This is a genomic window from Aeromonas sp. 2HA2 (assembly GCF_029237345.1).
GTDB classification, from domain to species: Bacteria; Pseudomonadota; Gammaproteobacteria; order Enterobacterales; family Aeromonadaceae; genus Aeromonas; species Aeromonas salmonicida.
This window is the reverse complement of record NZ_JAACGB010000010.1, coordinates 139,863-160,435: the sequence shown is the minus strand read 5'-3', so window position 1 is coordinate 160,435 and position 20,573 is coordinate 139,863. Positions and strand designations below refer to the sequence as shown.

General features: G+C 58.4%; 20 protein-coding genes, 1 tRNA gene and 1 pseudogene. 11 read left to right on the top strand and 11 right to left on the bottom strand.

From position 1 onward, the window contains the following. Nucleotides 1-11: 11 nt before the first annotated feature. Nucleotides 12-563: a ribosomal protein S5-alanine N-acetyltransferase gene (gene rimJ / locus GWQ29_RS14505; RefSeq protein ID WP_275919707.1), complete on the top strand. Its 552-nt coding sequence runs from the start codon at nucleotides 12-14 to the stop codon at nucleotides 561-563. Between the two features lie 37 nt (nucleotides 564-600). Next, nucleotides 601-732, top strand: a pseudogene (locus tag GWQ29_RS14500) (30S ribosomal protein S5 alanine N-acetyltransferase); the annotation flags it as partial. Nucleotides 733-782: 50 nt separating this feature from the next. Here GWQ29_RS14500 and GWQ29_RS14495 read toward each other — a convergent pair. The 3 genes from GWQ29_RS14495 to GWQ29_RS14485 form a co-directional block, all read right to left on the bottom strand. Further along, nucleotides 783-1,028, bottom strand: coding sequence for a hypothetical protein (locus tag GWQ29_RS14495; protein WP_005318949.1), 246 nt, complete (start codon nucleotides 1,026-1,028; stop codon nucleotides 783-785). 310 nt (nucleotides 1,029-1,338) lie between these two features. After that, on the bottom strand, nucleotides 1,339-2,388 hold the full coding sequence (locus tag GWQ29_RS14490; RefSeq protein ID WP_275919706.1) for an oxidoreductase: 1,050 nt from the start codon (nucleotides 2,386-2,388) through the stop codon (nucleotides 1,339-1,341). Between the two features lie 107 nt (nucleotides 2,389-2,495). Continuing rightward, entirely contained in the window at nucleotides 2,496-3,659 is a 1,164-nt protein-coding gene (locus GWQ29_RS14485) for a multidrug effflux MFS transporter (RefSeq protein WP_275919705.1), read from the bottom strand. Between the two features lie 234 nt (nucleotides 3,660-3,893). On the opposite strand from GWQ29_RS14485, the gene rdgB reads away from it, so the two are divergent. Then, nucleotides 3,894-4,490 carry an RdgB/HAM1 family non-canonical purine NTP pyrophosphatase gene (gene rdgB, locus GWQ29_RS14480; protein ID WP_275919704.1) on the top strand — a complete coding sequence of 199 codons (597 nt, stop codon included), beginning with the start codon at nucleotides 3,894-3,896 and terminating at the stop codon, nucleotides 4,488-4,490. Nucleotides 4,491-4,575: 85 nt separating this feature from the next. Then, nucleotides 4,576-5,721, top strand: coding sequence for a radical SAM family heme chaperone HemW (hemW, locus tag GWQ29_RS14475; RefSeq protein ID WP_275919703.1), 1,146 nt, complete (start codon nucleotides 4,576-4,578; stop codon nucleotides 5,719-5,721). A gap of 98 nt (nucleotides 5,722-5,819) precedes the next feature. Here the strand turns inward: hemW and GWQ29_RS14470 are convergent, their stop codons facing one another. From GWQ29_RS14470 to zntR, 3 genes are all read right to left on the bottom strand, one after another. Next, nucleotides 5,820-6,056 (bottom strand): ribosome alternative rescue factor ArfA, encoded by a 237-nt coding sequence (locus GWQ29_RS14470; protein WP_169047451.1) that lies wholly within the window; start codon nucleotides 6,054-6,056, stop codon nucleotides 5,820-5,822. A 131-nt stretch (nucleotides 6,057-6,187) separates the two neighbouring features. Further along, nucleotides 6,188-6,727, bottom strand: coding sequence for a dihydrofolate reductase family protein (locus GWQ29_RS14465; protein WP_111589076.1), 540 nt, complete (start codon nucleotides 6,725-6,727; stop codon nucleotides 6,188-6,190). An 81-nt stretch (nucleotides 6,728-6,808) separates the two neighbouring features. Next, nucleotides 6,809-7,249 (bottom strand): Zn(2+)-responsive transcriptional regulator, encoded by a 441-nt coding sequence (gene zntR, locus GWQ29_RS14460; RefSeq protein ID WP_275919702.1) that lies wholly within the window; start codon nucleotides 7,247-7,249, stop codon nucleotides 6,809-6,811. A gap of 431 nt (nucleotides 7,250-7,680) precedes the next feature. On the opposite strand from zntR, the gene purH reads away from it, so the two are divergent. The 6 genes from purH (at nucleotide 7,681) to GWQ29_RS14430 (ending at nucleotide 14,385) form a co-directional block, all read left to right on the top strand. Continuing rightward, entirely contained in the window at nucleotides 7,681-9,288 is a 1,608-nt protein-coding gene (purH, locus tag GWQ29_RS14455) for a bifunctional phosphoribosylaminoimidazolecarboxamide formyltransferase/IMP cyclohydrolase (protein WP_275919701.1), read from the top strand. A gap of 117 nt (nucleotides 9,289-9,405) precedes the next feature. Continuing rightward, nucleotides 9,406-10,695 carry a phosphoribosylamine--glycine ligase gene (purD, locus tag GWQ29_RS14450; RefSeq protein ID WP_155603097.1) on the top strand — a complete coding sequence of 430 codons (1,290 nt, stop codon included), beginning with the start codon at nucleotides 9,406-9,408 and terminating at the stop codon, nucleotides 10,693-10,695. 299 nt (nucleotides 10,696-10,994) lie between these two features. Continuing rightward, nucleotides 10,995-11,369, top strand: coding sequence for a cytochrome b562 (locus GWQ29_RS14445; RefSeq protein WP_159165445.1), 375 nt, complete (start codon nucleotides 10,995-10,997; stop codon nucleotides 11,367-11,369). Beyond that, nucleotides 11,350-11,901, top strand: coding sequence for a cytochrome b/b6 domain-containing protein (locus GWQ29_RS14440; RefSeq protein ID WP_111589071.1), 552 nt, complete (start codon nucleotides 11,350-11,352; stop codon nucleotides 11,899-11,901). The genes GWQ29_RS14445 and GWQ29_RS14440 overlap by 20 nt, the downstream gene beginning before the upstream one ends. 449 nt (nucleotides 11,902-12,350) lie before the next feature. Further along, entirely contained in the window at nucleotides 12,351-13,724 is a 1,374-nt protein-coding gene (locus tag GWQ29_RS14435; RefSeq protein ID WP_275919700.1) for an alpha amylase C-terminal domain-containing protein, read from the top strand. A gap of 190 nt (nucleotides 13,725-13,914) precedes the next feature. Beyond that, nucleotides 13,915-14,385, top strand: coding sequence for a tetratricopeptide repeat protein (locus tag GWQ29_RS14430; RefSeq protein WP_275919699.1), 471 nt, complete (start codon nucleotides 13,915-13,917; stop codon nucleotides 14,383-14,385). Between the two features lie 48 nt (nucleotides 14,386-14,433). On the opposite strand, the gene GWQ29_RS14425 is transcribed toward GWQ29_RS14430, so the two are convergent. The 5 genes from GWQ29_RS14425 to rpsU all read right to left on the bottom strand — a co-directional run bounded on the left by GWQ29_RS14425 (nucleotide 14,434) and on the right by rpsU (nucleotide 19,334). Next, nucleotides 14,434-14,510: transfer RNA gene (locus GWQ29_RS14425), tRNA-Ile, on the bottom strand. Nucleotides 14,511-14,703: 193 nt separating this feature from the next. Further along, complete coding sequence (gene rpoD, locus GWQ29_RS14420) at nucleotides 14,704-16,569, bottom strand: RNA polymerase sigma factor RpoD (RefSeq protein WP_081100716.1); 1,866 nt, start codon at nucleotides 16,567-16,569, stop codon at nucleotides 14,704-14,706. A gap of 213 nt (nucleotides 16,570-16,782) precedes the next feature. Further along, nucleotides 16,783-18,570, bottom strand: coding sequence for a DNA primase (gene dnaG / locus GWQ29_RS14415; RefSeq protein WP_275919698.1), 1,788 nt, complete (start codon nucleotides 18,568-18,570; stop codon nucleotides 16,783-16,785). 89 nt (nucleotides 18,571-18,659) lie between these two features. Further along, nucleotides 18,660-19,103: a GatB/YqeY domain-containing protein gene (locus tag GWQ29_RS14410; protein ID WP_219597790.1), complete on the bottom strand. Its 444-nt coding sequence runs from the start codon at nucleotides 19,101-19,103 to the stop codon at nucleotides 18,660-18,662. 15 nt (nucleotides 19,104-19,118) lie between these two features. Beyond that, nucleotides 19,119-19,334 carry a 30S ribosomal protein S21 gene (rpsU, locus tag GWQ29_RS14405; protein WP_005309452.1) on the bottom strand — a complete coding sequence of 72 codons (216 nt, stop codon included), beginning with the start codon at nucleotides 19,332-19,334 and terminating at the stop codon, nucleotides 19,119-19,121. 179 nt (nucleotides 19,335-19,513) lie between these two features. On the opposite strand from rpsU, the gene tsaD reads away from it, so the two are divergent. Beyond that, nucleotides 19,514-20,527 (top strand): tRNA (adenosine(37)-N6)-threonylcarbamoyltransferase complex transferase subunit TsaD, encoded by a 1,014-nt coding sequence (tsaD, locus tag GWQ29_RS14400; protein ID WP_265421930.1) that lies wholly within the window; start codon nucleotides 19,514-19,516, stop codon nucleotides 20,525-20,527. Nucleotides 20,528-20,573 lie beyond the last annotated feature (46 nt).

Here is a 20,573-nt window from a genome sequence, read left to right as displayed (position 1 = left end):
AGGGAATCTTGATGGCACTACCACACCTCAGCACGGCCCGCACCCGAGTCACTGTTCTGCCACCCGAACGGGCCGACCTGATGCTGGACTTCTATCTGCGCAACCGCGCTCACCTCAGCCCCTGGGAACCCAGCCGTGACGAGAGCTTCTATACCCTGAGTCACTGGCATGGTCGATTGCGCGACAGCTATGGCCAGTTCTTCAATGGCAGCGCCGTCCATCTGGTGGCGCTCGACCCCAAGGGCGAGCAGGTGATCGCCACCTGCAACTTCACCAACATCATGATGGGCATGTTCAAGGCCTGTCACCTCGGTTATGCCGTCGATAAAGCCCATGAGGGTCAGGGTCTGATGCAAGAGGTGGTCGGTGCCGGAATAGCCTATCTGTTTCGGGAACACGGCCTGCACCGCGTCATGGCAAGCTATATGCCAGCCAATCTGCGCAGCGGCACCCTGCTCGAGCGCCTTGGCTTTGAGCGGGAGGGCTATGCCCGGGATTACCTGATGATCAATGGCCGCTGGGAGGATCATGTTCTCACCGCCCGGCTCAATCCCGCGGTCTAGCGTCATAAAGCGAGCCATATGCCAGTCAATCACCCTGCGCAGCGCCGCCCTGCTCGAGCGCCTTGGCTTTGAGCGGGAGGGCTATGCCCAGGATTACCTGATGATCAATGGTCGCTGGGAGGACCACATCCTCACTTCGCGTATCAATCCGGCCTGCAATCACGCATAAAAAACGGGCCCAAAGTTACCTTTGGGCCCGTCTTCAGATGAGGTGCAGGCTTAGTTGGCCTTGGCATCGCTCACTGCGGCTTCAGCCTTGGTGGCTACGTCAGCAGCAGCTTTCTCAACAGTTGCAGTCGCTTCGGAAGCAGCCTTCTCTACAGTAGCAGTGGCTTCGCTAGCGGCTTTCTCAACAGTTGCAGCAACGTCGGCGGCCGGAGTCGCAGCCGGAGCAGCGGCTTCTTCTTTCTGACCACAGGCGGTCAACATCAGACCCAGGATACCGGCTACCAGTACTTTGTTCATGTGCATACCCTCAAAAAAATATGGAGAGATGGTTCATTCAACCATCACAGTGCGTCCTTTCACCCGGTTAGAAACCCATTAGGCCGGGAGCCAAGAGGCGCGCGAAATATATCCCCATACGCGGCCAATGGAAACGAGTATCACAATGATATTTTCTCGTTGGCTAGATGAAAAGAACTATTACAACGAAAAAAATTAACACAAAACACTCACCAAACTGCCGCTTAGTATAATAAATCACCAAAGATGGCACATTCACTGGCAGCAAGTGGTGATTGCATCTGGCCGAATGATGCCCACGACAGAAGTATCAATCAGACAAAACCTGACAAACCAGCCGTTTCCCCTGCTGGTGGCTGTCACGGGCCAGATCCAGCAGCGCCATCACGGCCAGTGCCTCGCTGGCCGGGACGGGATTCTCTCCCTCCCCCAGAATGGCGGCGCAAACACCGCGATAGTAGGCACCGTAATCCCCTGCCTCACCGGCCACTGTCTCTTGCTGCAACTGCCCCTCCCGAATACGGCTGAGCTGACCGGGCTCACCATCCAGACCCCAGTCGGCCGCCGGGGGCCGCTTGCCAAGTTTGAGCTGATCTTCCTGCACGTCCATGCCGAATTTGATGAAGGATCCTTCACTGCCGTGAATGACGAAGCGAGGCATGGTGGCCGACACCAGACAGCTGCCGTGCAATATCACTCTCAATTCGCCATAGCCAAGCATCACGTGGAAGTAGTCATCACTCAATGCACCCGGCCGCTGAAGGGCCAAGTCCGCCTGCAACCAGTCGGGCTGACCAAACAGTTGCAGCGCCTGATCCAGAATATGAGGACCAAGATCGAACCACAGACCCGATCCAGGGCCGCCCGCTTCGCGCCAGCGCTGGCGCACTTCGGGGCGATAGCGGTCGAAGTGGGATTCGAACTGGGCAATTTGCCCCAGGGCCCCCTCTGCCAGCAGCCGGCGCACAGTAAGGAAATCCCCGTCCCAGCGCCGATTGTGGAAGATGCTGAGCAGCCGCTGCTGCTTCCCGGCCAGCTCAACAAGCGCCTTTGCCTCGGCCAGATCCAGCGCGAACGGCTTGTCGATCACCACGTGCTTGCCGGCCAGCAGCGCCTGGCGGGCAATCGGGGCATGGGTGTCGTTGGGGGTGGCGATCACCACCAGATCAACAGCGCTGTCGGCCAACACCTCTTCCAGCGAGCCAACCCGGCAACCGGGCAGATCGGCCTGCACCTTGGCCGCATCGCGGCTCACGACCCAACTGAGGGAGAGGCCCGGAGTACTGGTCAGGAAGGGGGCGTGAAAGGTCTTGCCTGCAAAGCCATAGCCCACCAGGGCGGCGTTGAGAGTCTGGCTCATCCGGTTTTCTCCACGGGTCTGTGTGTCATGAGAATCAGGCGAGATGTCGCCTGCAAAAAGAACAGGGGGCTCATGGCCCCCTGAGTGTCCCCATCAGAGCACAGGATTTATTGCAAACACAAGCGCCGGCCCTGACGGGTCAGCAGCAACAGCAATGGCGGCAACAGCAGCCACATGTGCAGCGCCAGCTGGTTGAGCGGATCCGGCATCAACCAGCCCGTGATCCCCACCAAGGCGCCGGAGCCGCTCATCTGGAACAGGCCGAGCAGGGCCGCTGCCGTACCGGCACAGTGGCCGAACGGTGCCAGTGCCATGCCGGCCGCGGCCCCCAGCACCATGGCAAAGCCGATGCTGGAGAAGAACACGGGCCCCATCATGGTCAGCGGGTGGTCGATATGCTGCACCAGGGTCAGCGCCATGGCTGACAGTGTGATCACCAGCAGACCGATGCGCAGTGTGCGTCTCGGCCCGACTCTGGCGACGAAACGGGGTGCCAGGAAGCAGGCGAGGATATTCAGCGCCGCATTGGCCGTGAACCAGTAGCTGAAACCGCTCATGTCCAGCCCCAGTTTCACCATCAGCTGCACAGGGGCGGCCGTGACATAAGCCAGGATCACCGCCATCGCCAACATGCACAGACAGGCGTTGAACAGGAAGCTGGGAGAGCGCAGCACAGGGCTGTAGCGGGACCAGCTGATGAGCGGACCACTGCTGCTTGTCTCGCCCGGGCGGGTCTCCGGCATCCGCCACAGCAGCCAGCTGCCGACGATGGCCGCATAGCCTGCCATGAACCAGAAGTTGGCAGACCAGCCCGCCTTGGCAGTGAGCCAGCCACCCAGCAGCGGCGCCAGCGCCGGAATAAAGCAGATGGCGCCATTGAGATAGGAGATCATCTGGCCGCTCTTCTTGGGGCCATAGCTGTCACGCACCACAGAAAAAGCGGCGACTGAGGTGGCACAGGCGCCGAAGCCTTGCAGCACCCGCGCCAGCATCAGCTCACCCAGGCTGGCGGCAAAGCCGGCCGCCAGAGCGCTCAGGCCATAGAGCAGCACACCACCCAGAGCGATGGGCTTGCGGCCATAACGGTCGGCGAGCGGCCCCACCAGCAGCTGACCCAGCCCCATGCTGAACAGGAACCAGGTGATGGTGCCCTGCATCAGTGTCACTTCGGCACCTAGCTGCTCGGCCATCTGCGGAATGGCCGGCAGGTAGATGTCGATGGCCAGCGGACTGAACAGCACCAGTAGTACAAGCAGAAGAATCAATGGCATCAGTCACCTCATGGCTTACGGAAAATCGATTGGGGCGCGAGTCTACTGACTCACAGTAATGAATTGAAATGGTATTTAATCACTTTGGTTATTCCTATACGGAAACATGTATGTTATTCGCACCTCCACCGGGGTCAAAGTAGTGGCAAGCCTCGGAGGTATTGAGGGCAATTGGCGCTTTTACTCAAGGCGTGCCCCGCATAGAATGCGCAGATTATTTTGCGGAGGTGCTCGATGAACAAGCTTGTCCTGGCAACAGGGAACCAGAAAAAGGTGAAGGAATTGGCCACCATGCTGGCCGATATGAAGATCCAGGTGATCCCGCAGAGCGAGTTTGCTGTGCCTGATGCCGACGAGACCGGCACCACCTTCGTCGAGAATGCCATCATCAAGGCCCGTCACGCCGCCCGCATTACAGGTCTGCCCGCCGTCGCCGACGACTCGGGACTGGAAGTGGATCTGCTGCACGGTCGCCCCGGCGTCTACTCCGCCCGTTTTGCAGGCGCCGCTGCCAGCGACAAGGAGAACATCGACAAGCTGCTGGCCGAGCTCAAGGGTGCCCCCGACTATCTCAAGAGTGCCCGCTTCTGGTGCGTGCTGGTCTACATGCGTCACGCCGACGATCCTACCCCCATCATCTGCCAGGCGAGCTGGGAGGGGATGATCATCGACGAGCCCCGCGGCCAGCACGGCTTTGGCTATGATCCTGTGTTCTTCGTCCCCGACCATGACTGCACCTCGGCCCAGATGCCGAGCGAGCTAAAAAACCAGCTGAGTCATCGCGGCCAGGCGCTGGCCAAGCTGAAAGCCGCTCTGGCTGCGACTCACTGAGTTCGCCGCCTCTCGCCAATCAAGCATTGTCATCTACAATGGGGGCCGTCAGCCCCCGTTTTTATTTTTGATTATTGGAAGCCCCATGCTGCAACTGCCGCCCCTCTCCCTCTATATCCATGTGCCCTGGTGCGTCCAGAAGTGCCCCTACTGCGACTTCAACTCCCACGCCCAGAAAGGGGAGCTGCCCCACCTCGAGTATGTGGCCGCTCTGCTGGAGGATCTGGATCTGGATCTGAAGTGGGCCCAGGGGCGTCCGCTCTCCTCCATTTTTATCGGCGGTGGCACCCCCAGCCTGCTGACGGTAGAGGCCATGCAGACCCTGCTGGATGGGGTGCGCGCCCGCATCCCCCTGACGCCGGATTGCGAGATCACCATGGAAGCCAACCCGGGGACTGTGGAGGCGGACAAGTTCGCCGGCTTCAAGCAGGCGGGCATCAACCGCATCTCCATCGGGGTACAGAGCTTCCAGCAAGAAAAATTGACCCGGCTCGGTCGCATCCACGGCCCCGAAGAGGCACGCAAGGCCGCCGAACTGGCCCACGCCATCAAGTTGCCCACCTTCAATCTGGACCTGATGCACGGCCTGCCGGACCAGAGCCTGGACGACGCCCTCTATGATCTGCAGCAGGCCATCGACTGCGCGCCGCCGCATCTGTCCTGGTATCAGCTCACCATAGAGCCGAACACGGCCTTTGCCTCCAAGCCGCCACGGCTGCCGGAGGATGACACCCTGTGGGACATCTACGAGCAGGGGCACGCCATGCTCACCGCCCGGGGCTATCAGCAGTACGAGATCTCGGCCTATGCCAAAGCGGGCTATCAGTGCCGCCACAATCTCAACTACTGGCGTTTCGGCGATTATCTCGGGATAGGTTGCGGCGCCCACGGCAAGATGACGGATCTTGCCAGCGGCCAGATACTGCGCAGCGCCAAGGTGAAGCACCCGAAAGGCTATCTGGATCCCGCCCGCCCCTACCTGGACAAGCAGTGGCAGGTGACCGAGGACGAACTGCCGCTGGAGTACTTCATGAACCGGTTCAGATTATTCGAGCCGGCCCCCAAGGCGGAGTTCGAGGCTTACACCGGCTTGGGCCTGGAGCGGGTGGAGACTATGCTCGCGATTGCCCAGACCAAGGAGCTGATCGAAGATCTGGGTGACTGCTGGCAGCTCACCGCCCTCGGCCATCGCTACCTGAACGTGCTGCTGGAACTCTTTATGGACGAGTAAGCCGACGGGGCATGGCAAGGTCCGGCTTCACTGCCAACACAATGAGGGCGCCCATGGCGCCCTCATTGTGTCAGTCATGCCTTGCGGCAGAAACCCGCTCAGCAGCAGATGCGGCTCATCTGCTGTTGGCCGGGCTCCCACCGCTTGCCATATTTGGCCTTGCGCTGGTAACTCCCCTTGCCCTTCTTGTTTTGCTCGACCCGGCTGCGAAACAGCGGATCCGTGAGCAGGGCTTGCAAGTGGTTATCCTTTATCTCCCCGCGCCTGTGGGCATAGCCTGCCTGAGCGGCGATATCCTGCACGATGACGGGCTCATCAACCCTTCTCTTGGCCATAGTGGCTCCTTCTCTTCTCTCTCGTTATTGGCTGGATGGCGGTTTTCTCTGCAGGCCCTGTGGCCCAGGTCAAAAACGCAGCGATTTTGTCACCAAATCGCCGCCGTCACAATGGCATCCTGGCAAACTGATCAGCCCTTTTGCTCTCGCTGGTAACTCACCTGAACTATCCCGCTTGGCAGCGTCTTTACCTGAGCTGGATGCCAATGACTCACCGGGATATCAGCCCCGAACAGCGGAATGCCTTTGCCAAGCAGCACCGGGACGCTGGACAGCGTCAGCGTATCGACCAGGTCGGCCTGCAGAGCCTGGCGCACCAGGTTGCCACCATCCAGATAGACATGACGGGCCCCTTCATCCCACAGCCTGGCCAGTACCTGCCTCAGTTCACCACTGACAAATTGTTCCTGATAGCGAGGCTCGACGGGATTGTGCGTCATCACCCTGACTCTCAATCCGTCATAGGGCCAGACGCCGAACCCCATGATGGCATCATAGGTATTGCGCCCCATCAGCAGCGTATCACTATGCTCCATCAGCGCATTGAACCCGGTTTCATCGGGGGGATCGGAAGAATAAGGCGTCAACCAGTCGAGTGAGTGGGCCTCCCCCGCGATGAAGCCATCAAGGGAAAGCGCCAGAAAGACGGTGACTTCGGGTCTTGTCATCATGATGTTTGTCTCTGTGCGCAAACGGCTGATAGGGCGCTATCTGGATGCTCGCCACCAGCAACCGCTGTCGGGTCAATGGGTTTATTCATGAGCGTGGGCATGATGCTCATGCTGGGCGGGGGCGCCGGATTCGAGCACCTCCAGGATGGCACAGTGCTCCGCCGAGCGTGGACCGCCGCAGCAGATGTTGGAGAGCTCGCGCAGATTTTCGCGAAAGCGGGTCAGCTCCATGATCTTCTGCTCCACCTGGGCCAGCTTGGTGTCGGCCACCGCCTTCACCTCCTGACAGGTCACCTTGGCCTTGTGGGTGTCGAGATCGAGCAGCTCACCTATGTCGGCAAGGGAGAAGCCCACCGACTTGGCACGTATGATGAACTCGAGTCGCCGCCTGTCCTGCTCGCCGTAGAGGCGGTAGCCGGACTCGTTGCGGACCCCCGGCGAGATGAGGCCGTTCTTCTCGTAAAAGCGCAGGGTATCCGCCTTTACCCCGCACGCCTTGGCCAGTTCACCGATCCGATACATGCCCTGCCTCCCTTCTGGTTTGCCACTCGAAAAAACCGGAACCTACTATCGCCCCTTTGCCCCTTGATTGCCAGCCAAGGGCAGGAAAGGGGCAAGCAAAAGGTGAGTCCGCCGCTTTTTTTCATCAAAACACTGAAAAGACAAACGTTTCACAAAAAACAACCAGAAAACGTTTAACACCGCACCAGACAAGGCTTTGTCACTTTAAAAAATCCACCACAGGTCACATTTTTTGTGTAGAATACGCGCCCACAAGAGAGCGTCGCGTCAAGCGGGCATTTCCTAAAACGCTTTTGCCAGAAACGGGTCTTTCAGGCGAGAGTGGTTTGCGAAATCCCCCACTTACATTTATTTGGGGACTCTCTGTGTTTGGTGCGACCCAGTGCGCTTGCCTGCCATAGAAGTTCCCGCATGCTGAGGACGATAGTGTGATGGAACAAGCTCGACCCATTCGCCGTGCACTGCTGAGTGTGTCTGACAAGACTGGCATCCTGGAATTTGCCAAGGCACTCAACGAACGTGGCGTGGCCCTGCTCTCCACTGGCGGCACCGCCAAGCTGCTCGGCGACGCGGGTCTGCCGGTGACCGAGGTCTCCGACTACACGGGTTTCCCTGAAATGATGGATGGTCGGGTCAAGACCCTGCATCCCAAGGTTCATGGCGGCATTCTCGGCCGTCGGGATCAGGATGACGCCATCATGGCCCAGCACAATATCTCCCCCATCGACATGGTTGTCGTCAACCTCTACCCCTTTGCCGCTACCGTGGCCAAAGCCGGTTGTACCCTGGCCGATGCAGTCGAAAACATCGACATCGGCGGCCCGACCATGGTGCGCTCCGCCGCCAAGAACCACAAAGACGTGGCAATCGTGGTCAAGGCAGCCGACTACGCACGCGTGATCGCCGAGATGGATGCCAACGGCAACAGCCTGAAACTGGCTACCCGTTTTGACCTTGCCATCGCCGCCTTCGAGCACACTGCCGCCTACGACGGCATGATCGCCAACTACTTCGGTACCCTTGTTCCTAGTTATGGGGTGCCCTCTTATGGCGACAACAAGGAGGGTGATGCCGAGTCCCGTTTCCCGCGCACCTTCAACAGCCAGTTCATCAAGAAGCAGGACATGCGCTACGGCGAGAACAGCCATCAGGCTGCCGCCTTCTATGCCGAGGAGCATGCCACCCCGGGTTCTGTCGCAAGCAGCCAACAGTTGCAGGGCAAGGCGCTCTCCTACAACAACATCGCCGATACCGACGCGGCGCTGGAGTGCGTGAAAGAGTTCAGTGAGCCCGCCTGCGTTATCGTCAAGCACGCCAACCCCTGCGGCGTGGCCATCGGCGATGACCTGCTGACTGCCTACGATCGCGCCTACCAGACCGACCCCACTTCCGCCTTTGGCGGCATCATCGCCTTCAACCGCGAACTGGATGGGGCCACCGCCGCCGCCATAGTCGCGCGCCAGTTCGTGGAAGTGATCATTGCCCCGAGCGTGAGCCAGGAGGCTCGCGATGTGGTCGCCGCCAAGCAGAACGTTCGTCTGCTCGAGTGCGGCCAGTGGACTGCACCGGCCCAGGGGTTTGACCTCAAACGGGTCAATGGCGGCCTGCTGGTACAAGAGCGGGATCTCGGCATGGTGACCCAGGGCGACCTGAAAGTGGTCAGCAAGCGCCAGCCAACCGAAGCCGAACTGAAAGATCTGCTGTTTTGCTGGAAAGTGGCCAAGTTCGTCAAATCCAACGCCATCGTCTACGCCAAAGAGGGCCAGACCATAGGCGTCGGCGCCGGCCAGATGAGCCGGGTCTACTCCGCCAAGATCGCCGGCATCAAAGCCGAGGATGAAGGGCTGACAGTAGCGGGCTCCGTCATGGCGTCCGATGCCTTCTTCCCGTTCCGTGACGGTATCGATGCCGCTGCGGCCGCCGGTATCTCCTGCGTCATCCAGCCAGGTGGCTCGATGCGCGATCAGGAAGTGATCGACGCCGCCGACGAACATGGCATGACAATGGTGTTCACCAACATGCGCCATTTCCGTCACTGATGAGTCAGGGTCGCCGCTGGCGACCCTTTTGTTGTCTCTTTTCAACTGACTATTTTCAACCGGCGACGCGCCATCTGCGGGCCGAGCCGGTTACCACAAATAGAAGCGAGCGATACGATGAAAGTACTGATCATTGGCAACGGCGGTCGTGAACACGCCCTGGCCTGGAAGGCCAAACACTCTCCACTGGTGCACCACGTCTTCGTCGCACCGGGCAATGCGGGCACCCAGCTGGAGCCTGGCGTCGAGAACGTCGCCATCGAGGCGACCGACATCGAGGGGCTGCTGGCCTTTGCCAAAGAGAAACAGGTCGGTCTCACCATAGTCGGGCCTGAAGCCCCGCTGGTGAAGGGGGTGGTCGATGCCTTCCGCGCCGCCGGTCAGCCCATCTTCGGCCCAACCGCCGCCGCCGCCCAGCTGGAAGGCTCCAAGGCCTTCACCAAGGATTTCCTGGCCCGTCACGCCATTCCGACCGCCGACTACCAGAACTTCACCGAGGTGGATCCTGCGCTCGCCTATCTGCGTGAGAAGGGTGCTCCCATCGTCATCAAGGCCGATGGTCTGGCGGCAGGTAAAGGCGTGATCGTCGCCATGACCCTGCAAGAAGCGGAAGACGCCGTGCGTGACATGCTCTCCGGCAATGCATTCGGCGATGCCGGTGCCCGTGTGGTGATCGAAGAGTTTCTGGATGGGGAAGAAGCGAGCTTCATCGTCATGGTGGATGGCGAACATGTGCTGCCCATGGCCACCAGTCAGGATCACAAGCGGGTCGGCGATGGCGACACAGGCCCCAACACCGGCGGCATGGGCGCATACTCCCCCGCACCCGTGGTCACCGATGCGGTGCACAAGAAGGTGATGGAGCAGGTGATCATGCCAACCGTGCGTGGCATGGCGGCCGAAGGCAATGTCTACACCGGCTTCCTCTACGCCGGCTTGATGATCGATGGCCAGGGCAACCCCAAGGTGATCGAGTTCAATTGCCGCTTCGGCGACCCCGAGACCCAGCCCATCATGCTGCGGATGCAGTCCGATCTGGTGGAGCTCTGCCTGGCCGCCTGCGAAGGCAAGCTGGATCAGAAAGAGGCCATCTATGATCCTCGCGCCGCCATCGGTGTTGTGCTGGCAGCGGGTGGTTATCCTGGCGACTACAGCAGCAATCACCCCATCAGCGGCTTGCCGGTGGATGAAGTGGCCGGTGAGAAGGTGTTCCATGCCGGTACCCGACTGGAAGGGGATACCAGCCTGACCCAGGGTGGCCGCGTGCTGTGCGCCACCGCGCTGGGCTACACGGTTGCCGAGGCGCAGCAACGCGCCTATCAGCTGGCTGGTCGCATCAAGTGGGATGGCATCTTCTACCGCAAGGACATCGGCTGGCGTGCCATAGAGCGCGAGCAGGAGCAGTAATTCCCGCCTTCGCCACCACCATGATCATCAGGGCCTGCGGGCCCTTTTTGCTGCCCGGCACCGCCCGATTACCAGCAACGGGGTTGTGATGTCGCTATTCCTCCCCTCGCCAACGTCCATCGTCTGACAAACCAGGTGCCATTCGGCGTGCTACATGTGATCAGCACAATGGACACACTTGGACACAATTGGTCGTACTTTCTTCATACAATTGCCCAATCTTCATGGCATCATGTTAAATTAACCGCACTCAAAAGAGTGCCATAAGAAACCGCAATGTCGTCCAATAAGGAAATTCCATGTTGAAAACTGTTCGCCCCCTGTTGCTGCCCCTGATGTTTGGCCTGATGGCCCTGCCTGCCATGGCGGGTGATCTGGAACAGCCGATGAAGAAGATCGGCTTCAACTACAAGCAGGCTGTCAAAGCTGACGATGCAGCCACCATGGAGAAGCACATCAACGAGATGAAGGCTCAGCTCGACGTCGCCAAGCAGAAGAACATGCCAACAGCCAAGAAAGAGAAGTTCCTGGAAGGCATGAACGAGGTGCAGACCGAGCTGGATGCCAGCCTGGCCGCCCTCAAGGCAGGTGACGAGGCCAAGGCGCGCGAGCACCTGGCCAAGGTCAATGACCTGAAGAAGGAGTACCACAAATATGCCAAGCAAAAAGGCTGATCCCTTTCACTGGGATAGTCTGGTCCGCCTCACCCATTGGGGTGTGGCGGCTGCCTGTATCGGCAATCTCTGGCTCAACGAAGCCGGGGAGGAGTGGCATGAATGGCTGGGGTACGCAGCCATGGCACTGATTGTCCTGCGCCTGCTGTGGGGACTCTCTTTCGCCAAAGACCATGCCCGGTTGCGATCCCTGATCCCGAGCCGGGAAGATTTTCGCCAGCAGGCCGTGGAGCTGCGGGAACGTGCTCCGGCCGCCCCCGGTCATCATGGCAGCGGCAAACTGGCAGTATGGGCGCTCTGGCTGACCGTACTGGCCACCGCAGGTAGCGGCTGGTTCCAGAACACGGAGACGGGGTTTGAGCTGGGTGCCGATGACTGGCACGTCTGGTGCACCTGGGCGTTGCAGGGGCTGATTGCTCTGCACCTGACGGCCCTGGCGTTCACCTCCTGGCGTCAGCGCAGCAACCTGGTAGCTCGCATGTTGCCGATGCGCCAGCGGACCGCAACAGCCCGGCAAGAGCCGCACTCTTGACCCAGACGGGCATCCTCCCCGGGTGCCCGTATCCCGACACCATTTAGATGCAGCCATGCTGCATCGGCAAACCCGCACCTGCTACCCAGTCATCCTTCCCCTGCTTAACGCCAGCATCTATACCGAATCACTCCGGCGCTGGAAAGCCCCATACCTTGTCATCGATAGCCGTTCAAACAGCGCATGAAAGCATTTTCATTCACAATTATTAACTAAATAAAATTGTTTGATTTTCAACCAGATCGATTTCATTGATGCTACTGAGCCGAACGAGGATTGTTCGTTGTCCGTTCGAAATTCCGACAGTGACACATCAATAACAGCAAAATCGAAGGGAAAATCGTCATGCACAACACACTGTTTCGAACTGCCATGCTCGCGGCGGTGCTGAGCTCATTCAGCCACACTGCCGCCACCACGACCGCGAGCGCGGTCACGGTGGCGGCGGCATGCTCACTTTCATGAACGGTGCCCGCTATGAGCTGGCCAACGTCTTCATGATGGCCTGGCCCTATGGCTGGAAACAGGTAATGTCGGGATATCGCTTCGAGAACATGGGTACCTACGAAACCGACAAGGGCGCCCCTGGCAGCACACCTTGCTCCGATACCCAGTGGAACTGTGAACAACGCCGTCCACAGATCATGAACATGGCCATGTTCCACAACCAGACCAAGGATCTGCCGGTCAACAACTGGTGGGATAACGGCAACAACCAGATTGCCTTCGGTCGGGGTGACAAAGGTTTCGTCGCCATCAACAACGAAAGCGGCAACCTGATAGCCTCGATCCAGACCGGACTGCCCGCTGGCGAGTACTGCAACATCCTGAGTGGCAATGATTACTGCAGCAGCACCTACATCAAGGTCGACGGCAGCGGCAAGGCCAGCCTGAACCTCGTCGGCATGAAGGCCGCCGCCATCCTGGCCGGCTGTACCAAGGCAGCCCCTTGCGGTGGCGTCATTCCGGGTAACCGATTCAGTAGCCTGAACCTGCGCGGTACCCATAATGCCTGGGGCAACACGGCAATGCAGGTGGACGCCAACCGCATCTGGTCGGCCATCGTCAACTTCACCGGCGCCGGTGACACCAGCGGTGCACAGCGCTTCAAGTTCGATGTGTTTGGCAACTGGACCGAGAACTACGGTGACAACGAAGGAGACGGCATTGCCGACAAGGGCAGCAGCAAGGATATCTACTTCGATGGTGCAGGCCAGTATCGCATCGCCCTCAAGGAGAGCGATCTCAGCTACACGGTCACTGCGTTGAACAATAACCTGGCGCCAGTTGCCGTCATCTCGCCCAAAAACCCCAGCGTCAAGCTGGGTGAGAACCTGGTGTTTGACGCCTCAGGCTCCACCGATGATGCCGGTGTTGCGAGTTACAGCTGGTCCACCGGTGGCAGCGGCAAGACAGAGACTGTCCAGTTCGATACCCTGGGTTCCCGCACAGTGACAGTCACTGTCACCGATACAGAAGGGCTGACAGCCAGTGCCAGCGCGACAGTGAACGTGACCGACGGCAGTGGCGCCTACACCAGCGAGCTGCCGACCCTGCACTTTCGCGGTACCCCGAACGGCTGGGGTGTTCTTGCCATGACCCTGGTCGCCGACAATCAGTGGGAAGCACGAGTCACCTTCGATGGCCAGACCAACCAGCGCTTCAAGTTCGATGTAAAGGGTGACTGGAGCCAGAACTACGGGGATACCAACACGGATGGCGTCGCCGATCTGACCGGTGCCGACATCACTACCCCGGTGGTGGGAGCCTATGTGGTCCGCTTCAACGATCAAACCCTGACCTACAGCCTGAACGCCCAGTAAACCCCAAGGGGTTGCGACGCTTTCAGGTTGCGACCAACCAGCAGGGCCTCCTTCCCATCCGGGCAGGAGGCCCTGCTCATGTGGGGCCATCTCAACTGCCCCTTGCACCCACACGATAGCGCACCCTCTGTCATTTCCCGGTCGCCGACTCGCAGGCATACTGAGTCGACATTCCCATGCAGGAGCCCATATGGAACAGCTACAAAATCTGAAAGCCGAGGGACGGATCGAAGAGGCTCGTCAACACGGCCTGCTTCAGCTCGCAGAGCATCCGCAAAACGCCGAGCTGCATTATGAAGTGGCTGGCCTGCACGATAACCTGGGGCGAGAGGCACAGGCGATCCCCCTCTATCAGCGGGCCATCGCACTGGGATTGACGGGTGATGCGCTACGCGGAGCCTGGCTCGGCCTTGGCAGCTCTTATCGCACCACAGGACAGTATCCGGAGGCGCTGACGGCCTTCGAGCAGGGTCTCGCCTGCTTCCCGAATGCCAATGAGTTCAAAGTATTTCGCGCCATGGTTTGCTACAACCTGGGGCGCCACAAGGAGGGAATGGAGAGCCTGCTGGCGGTGCTGGCAGAGACGACAACCACTGCCGATCTGATCCCTTATCGACGCGCCATGGCGCTCTACGCCACCGATCTGGATCGGCGATGGTAAGCGCCAGAAACGACAACGCCGCTCATAATGAGCGGCGTTGTCTGGATTTGGTGGCCCCTGCCCGACTTGAACGGGCGACCAATCGATTATGAGTCGACTGCTCTAACCAACTGAGCTAAGGGGCCAGAATGTTGGTTTGCGGCGTGGATTATAGGGGATGTCTGCTAGTCAGTCCATAGGCAGATCAATCACTTGGCGACATTTTGTCCACTCGGCTATCAATATATCTGTTCCCCCGGCCTCTTCGTGAAACCCGCATAAAACAAAGCCCCGCATGGCGGGGCTTTTGAGACGGCAACTCGAGCAGATACCTAGGGACTATTCGTCCAGGAAGCTGCGCAGCACTTCCGAGCGGCTCGGATGACGCAGTTTGCGCAGTGCCTTGGCTTCGATCTGGCGAATACGCTCGCGGGTAACGTCGAACTGTTTACCCACTTCCTCAAGGGTGTGGTCAGTGTTCATGTCGATCCCGAAACGCATCCGCAGCACCTTGGCTTCGCGTGCGGTCAGACCGGCCAGCACTTCGCGGGTAGCGTTGCGCAGACTCTCGCTGGTCGCAGCGTCAGCTGGCAAAGCAAGCGTATTATCTTCGATGAAGTCGCCCAGGTGGGAATCTTCATCATCACCAATGGGCGTCTCCATGGAGATGGGCTCTTTGGCAATTTTCAGTACCTTGCGGATCTTGTCTTCCGGCATGCCCATGCGCATGGCCAGCTCTTCCGGGTTCGGTTCACGACCCATCTCCTGCAGCATCTGACGGGAGATACGGTTGAGCTTGTTGATGGTCTCGATCATGTGCACCGGGATACGGATAGTACGGGCCTGATCCGCGATGGAGCGGGTAATGGCCTGACGGATCCACCAGGTGGCATAGGTCGAGAACTTGTAGCCGCGACGGTATTCAAACTTGTCTACCGCTTTCATCAAACCTATGTTGCCTTCCTGGATCAGATCCAGGAACTGCAGACCGCGGTTGGTGTACTTCTTGGCGATAGAGATAACCAGACGCAAGTTGGCCTCAACCATCTCTTTCTTCGCACGGCGGGCCTTAGCCTCACCAATGCTCATGCGACGGTTGATGTCCTTGATCTGGGCGATGGACAGCCCCGTCTCTTCTTCAATCTGCTGCAGTTTGCCGATGGAACGCAGTACTTCTTCGTCCATCTCAAGCAGACGTGGAGACCAAGCCTTGCCAGCCTGTTTCTGGTATTCAAACCAGGCAGTTTCACACTCATTGTTGGTGAAGGCCGCAACGAAGGTTTTCTTCGGCATTTTGGCCTGCTCAACGCAGAGCTTCATGATGATGCGTTCCTGCACACGGACGCGCTCCATCATTTCGCGCATGTTGTTGACCAGGCGATCGAACTGCTTGGGCATCAGGCGGAATTGACGGAACACATCGGCCAGCTGGGCAATCGCAGCCTGGGTATCTTCGTGAGCACGACCATTCTTCTGAATGGAGAGGCGAGTTACCTCATACTGGGCACGCAGATCACCAAACTTCTCGCGAGCAACTTCCGGATCAGGACCACCGTCACCTTCGTCATCCGAGCTGTCACCATCGTCGTCTTCATCTTCGTCTTCGTCTTCATCTTCGTCGGCCAAATCGTCTTCGCCGAGTTCGGAACCGATATGGGTAGCAGTCGGTGCTACATCATCGGCCTCGTTGGGATCGATAAAACCTGAGATGATGTCGGACAGACGCAGCTGTTCGGCTTCGTATTTATCATACTGCTCGAGCAGATAGGTAATCGCTTCCGGGTACTCTGCAACGGAGCTTTGTACCTGGTTGATACCGTCTTCGATCCGCTTGGCGATGTCGATTTCGCCTTCGCGGGTCAGCAGTTCGACGGTACCCATTTCCCGCATGTACATGCGGACGGGATCGGTCGTTCGACCAATCTCAGATTCAACAGATGCCAGTGCCTGGGCAGCTGCTTCGGCAGCGTCCTCATCGGCGGTACCACCTTCAGCCATGATAAGGTCATCGGCATCCGGGGCGTTTTCAACCACCTGAATACCCATGTCGTTGATCATCTGGATGATGTCTTCGATCTGGTCAGAGTCGACAATGTCTTGCGGGAGGTGATCGTTCACCTCGGCATAGGTCAGGTAGCCCTGTTCTTTACCTTTGGCAACGAGGAGTTTAAGCTGAGACTGCGGGGTTTGCTCCATAGAACTCATCCGGTTGGTGATGCTAGGTTGCGCGTACAGTGCGCTGCTGCGCAAATAGCCAATTCTAATAGAAAACCGCCAGACATGCTATGTCTGGTTGCGGCGTCGGTCGTGAGAAACCCCTGCCCGCAGTATTGTCGGGGCCAGGCGGTCATAAAGTGTTTGCTTTTAATCCCGTCGATTCGGGCAACGCTATTTATATTGGGACTAATCACTCAATTATCAAGCCCCACTCTCATTTCTTTTCTCAATCTGCACTTCTCTGATCAGCATCATCAGCTCCTGTGTTTCCTCAGAGCTTAGCCCTTCCTGAGCCACCTTGGCCTGCAATTCTTCAATTCGTTGCTTCAGAAACTGGTTGATAAAGCCGACGAAGGTATCCTGCAATTCTCCCAGAATATCCGGCTCTTGGTCGAGCTTTACCTCTTCAAACAAGTCGTGCATAGCCAACTGGGCCAGGATCTCGCCTTCTTTGGTGCCGCGCCAGTGTTCCAGCAAGATACCGGTAGTAATGCCGGATTGCGCCAGGATCTGCTGATGCAGCTGCAGCAGAAACCTGATGCCTTGCACCCGCAATCCAGCCAGCTCAGGCATGGCCGGCAGTTCGGCGGTGACCGACGGATACTGCACCATCAGCGCCAGTGCTCGGCGCAATGGTGTCAGCTTGGCAGCTTTGGGTTTGGTGAGTTCTGCCTTCGGCTGGCTATTGCGGGCGAACAATTCGGCAATACGTTGTTTATTCTCCCCCCAGCGCATCATGCTGGAGAGGCGGGTGATCAACCCTTCGCGGGTAAACCCTTCCGGTACGCGGCGAATAAGCTCGGCAGCCTTGTTGGCCACCTCGAACTTGCCCGCCTCACCGGAGAGGGCAGCATCCCGCCCCAGACGCTCGAACATGAAGTCGGCGAAGGGTTGAGCTTGATCCAGCAAGGCCTCAAAACCTTCCTTGCCAATCTGACGCACCAGCGAATCCGGATCTTCTCCATCGGGTAGGAACACGAACTTGAGTTCACGTCCATCCTGCAGATGGGACAGTGCATTATCCAGCGCTCGCCAGGCCGCTTCACGACCGGCATTGTCACCGTCGTAGCAGCAAACCACCTCTGCCGTGGTGCGAAACAGGGTGTGGATATGGTCAGTTGTGGTGGCTGTTCCCAAGGCAGCAACGGCATAATCGATGTCGTATTGACCGAGCGCCACCACATCCATGTAGCCTTCGACTACCAGGATCCGGCTAGGATCCTTGTGGGCCTGCTTTACCTCGTAGAGGCCGAACAGCTCTCGCCCCTTGTGGAAGATCGGGGTTTCCGGCGAGTTGAGGTACTTGGGCGTGCCATCACCCAGTACCCGGCCACCAAAACCTATGACTCGGCCGCGCTTGTCCCGGATCGGGAACATGATGCGATCGCGGAAACGATCATAGCTGCCGGCACCGCTGTCACGAGTGATCAACATGCCACCCGAGACGAGCAACTGCTCGTGATCGCGGCTGGCGCCAAAACGGCGTCTCACCTGATCCCAATCTGCAGGGGCATAACCAATATTGAAACGCTTGACCACTTCACCAGTCAGGCCGCGCCCCTTCAAGTATTCCACCGCCAGGGGGGCACTCTTCAGGTTGCTCTCGTAGAAACGGGTGATCTGGTTCATCAGCTCATAGAGATCCTTGCTGACGGCCGGTTGGCTATTGCTCGAGCCGCCAATACTCTGCTCGCGAGGCACCTGCATGCCATGCATGCTGGCGAGCTCTTCAATGGCATCGGGGAATTCGAGACCGTCGTACTCCATGACAAAGCCGATAGCATTGCCGTGGGCGCCACAGCCGAAGCAGTGATAAAACTGTTTCTCCTGGCTGACGGTAAAAGAAGGGCTTTTTTCGTTATGAAAAGGGCAGCAAGCCTGGTAGTTCTTACCGGCTTTTTTCAGCCGCACTCGCGAGTCGATCAGCTCGACTATGTCTGTGCGTACGAGCAGATCATCGATAAAGGATTGTGGGATCCTGCCTGCCATAACCGTCCTGTTTCACTGCGTAGAAAATAAAAAAAGCCGCGCATTCCCAGGGAAGCACGGCTTCTTCGACCAAACAAGAGAGTTGCCTGTTACGCCAAGCGGGTTTTCACCTGAGCACTGACGGCGCCAACATCGGCACGCCCCTGAATTTTCGGCTTCAAGACAGCCATGACCTTGCCCATATCAGCCATGACGGCAGCACCACTTTCAGTGATGGCTTGCTCAATCAGTGCGGCAATTTCCTCTGCGGTCAGCTGTTGTGGTAGGAATTCCTGCAGCACAACGATCTCGGCGGACTCTTTGTCGGCGAGATCCTGGCGACCGGCAGCTTCAAATTGGCTGATGGAATCGCGGCGCTGTTTGACCATTTTGGTCACGACAGCGAGGATATCCTCATCATTGAGCTCGATACGGGAATCAACTTCACGTTGCTTGATTTCTGCCATCAACAAACGGATCGCCCCCAAGCGAGCCTTATCTCTGGCAAGCATGGCAAGTTTTTGTTGATCCTTGAGTTGATCCTTCAGAGACACGGCATTCTCTCCTGATTAGTACAGGCGGATACGACGTGCGTTTTCGCGAGACAGCTTCTTGGCGTGACGCTTTACAGCAGACGCTTTGGCGCGCTTACGAATGGTAGTCGGCTTCTCGTAGAACTCACGGCTACGAACTTCAGACAGGATACCGGCCTTTTCGCAAGAACGCTTGAAGCGACGCAGAGCAACGTCAAACGGCTCATTTTCACGGACTTTGATTACTGGCATGTGCCTTTCACCTCAGTGATATATTGTTAGCTGACCATCAGTCGATCAGCATGTCTTAAAATGGTGCGAAATTATACTCTGGACAGGGAATGAAAGTAAACCCGCAGAGATCGCTCTGGTTTAAAAAACCCGCGAAGGTTACCATAGCCGTCTCATTTTAGCAGTGAAATTTTTTAGCAATGCGTGTATTGGGCATAGAGACATCCTGTGACGAAACCGGGATCGCGATCTTCGACGATCAAAAAGGGATCCTTTCCCATCAGTTGTACAGCCAGGTCAAGCTGCATGCGGACTACGGTGGGGTCGTCCCCGAGCTCGCCAGCCGGGATCACGTTCGCAAGACGATCCCCTTGATCCAGGCCGCATTGCAAGAGGCGGGACTGGGTAAAGATGACATCGACGGCATCGCGTATACAGCAGGGCCGGGTCTGGTTGGCGCCATTCTGGTGGGGGCTACCATAGGCCGCTCGCTGGCCATGGCGTGGAACAAACCGGCCATCGCCGTGCATCATATGGAAGGGCATCTGCTGGCCCCCATGCTGGAAGAGAGAGCCCCCGAGTTTCCCTTCGTGGCGCTGCTGGTTTCCGGTGGTCACTCCATGCTGGTGCGGGTCGACGGTATCGGCAGCTATCAACTGTTGGGTGAATCCATCGACGATGCTGCTGGCGAAGCCTTTGACAAGACTGCCAAGCTGATGGGCCTGGACTATCCGGGTGGCCCACTGCTTTCCAGGCTGGCAGAAAAGGGGACCACCGGACGTTTCCACTTCCCCCGTCCCATGACTGACCGCCCGGGGCTCGACATGAGCTTTTCCGGTCTCAAAACCTTTGCCGCCAACACCATAGCAGCTAACGGTGATGATGAGCAGATCCGCGCCGATATCGCCCGTGCGTTTGAAGATGCGGTGGTCGATACCCTGGCCATCAAGTGCCGCCGCGCTCTGAAAGAGACCGGCCTAAAACGGCTGGTGGTGGCCGGTGGCGTCAGCGCCAACCGTCACCTGCGTGCCCAGCTGGCCGAGCTGATGGAGAGCCTCAAGGGTGAGGTGTTCTATCCGCGCACAGAGTATTGCACCGATAACGGTGCCATGATCGCCTATGCCGGCATGCAGCGCCTGAAGGCAGGTGTGTTCGAGCCGCTGGCGGTCAAAGCAGTGCCACGCTGGCCACTGGACACTCTGGATCCGGTATGATCCTGCGGATCCAGTTGCAATGAAGAAGGGGCCCATGGCCCCTTCT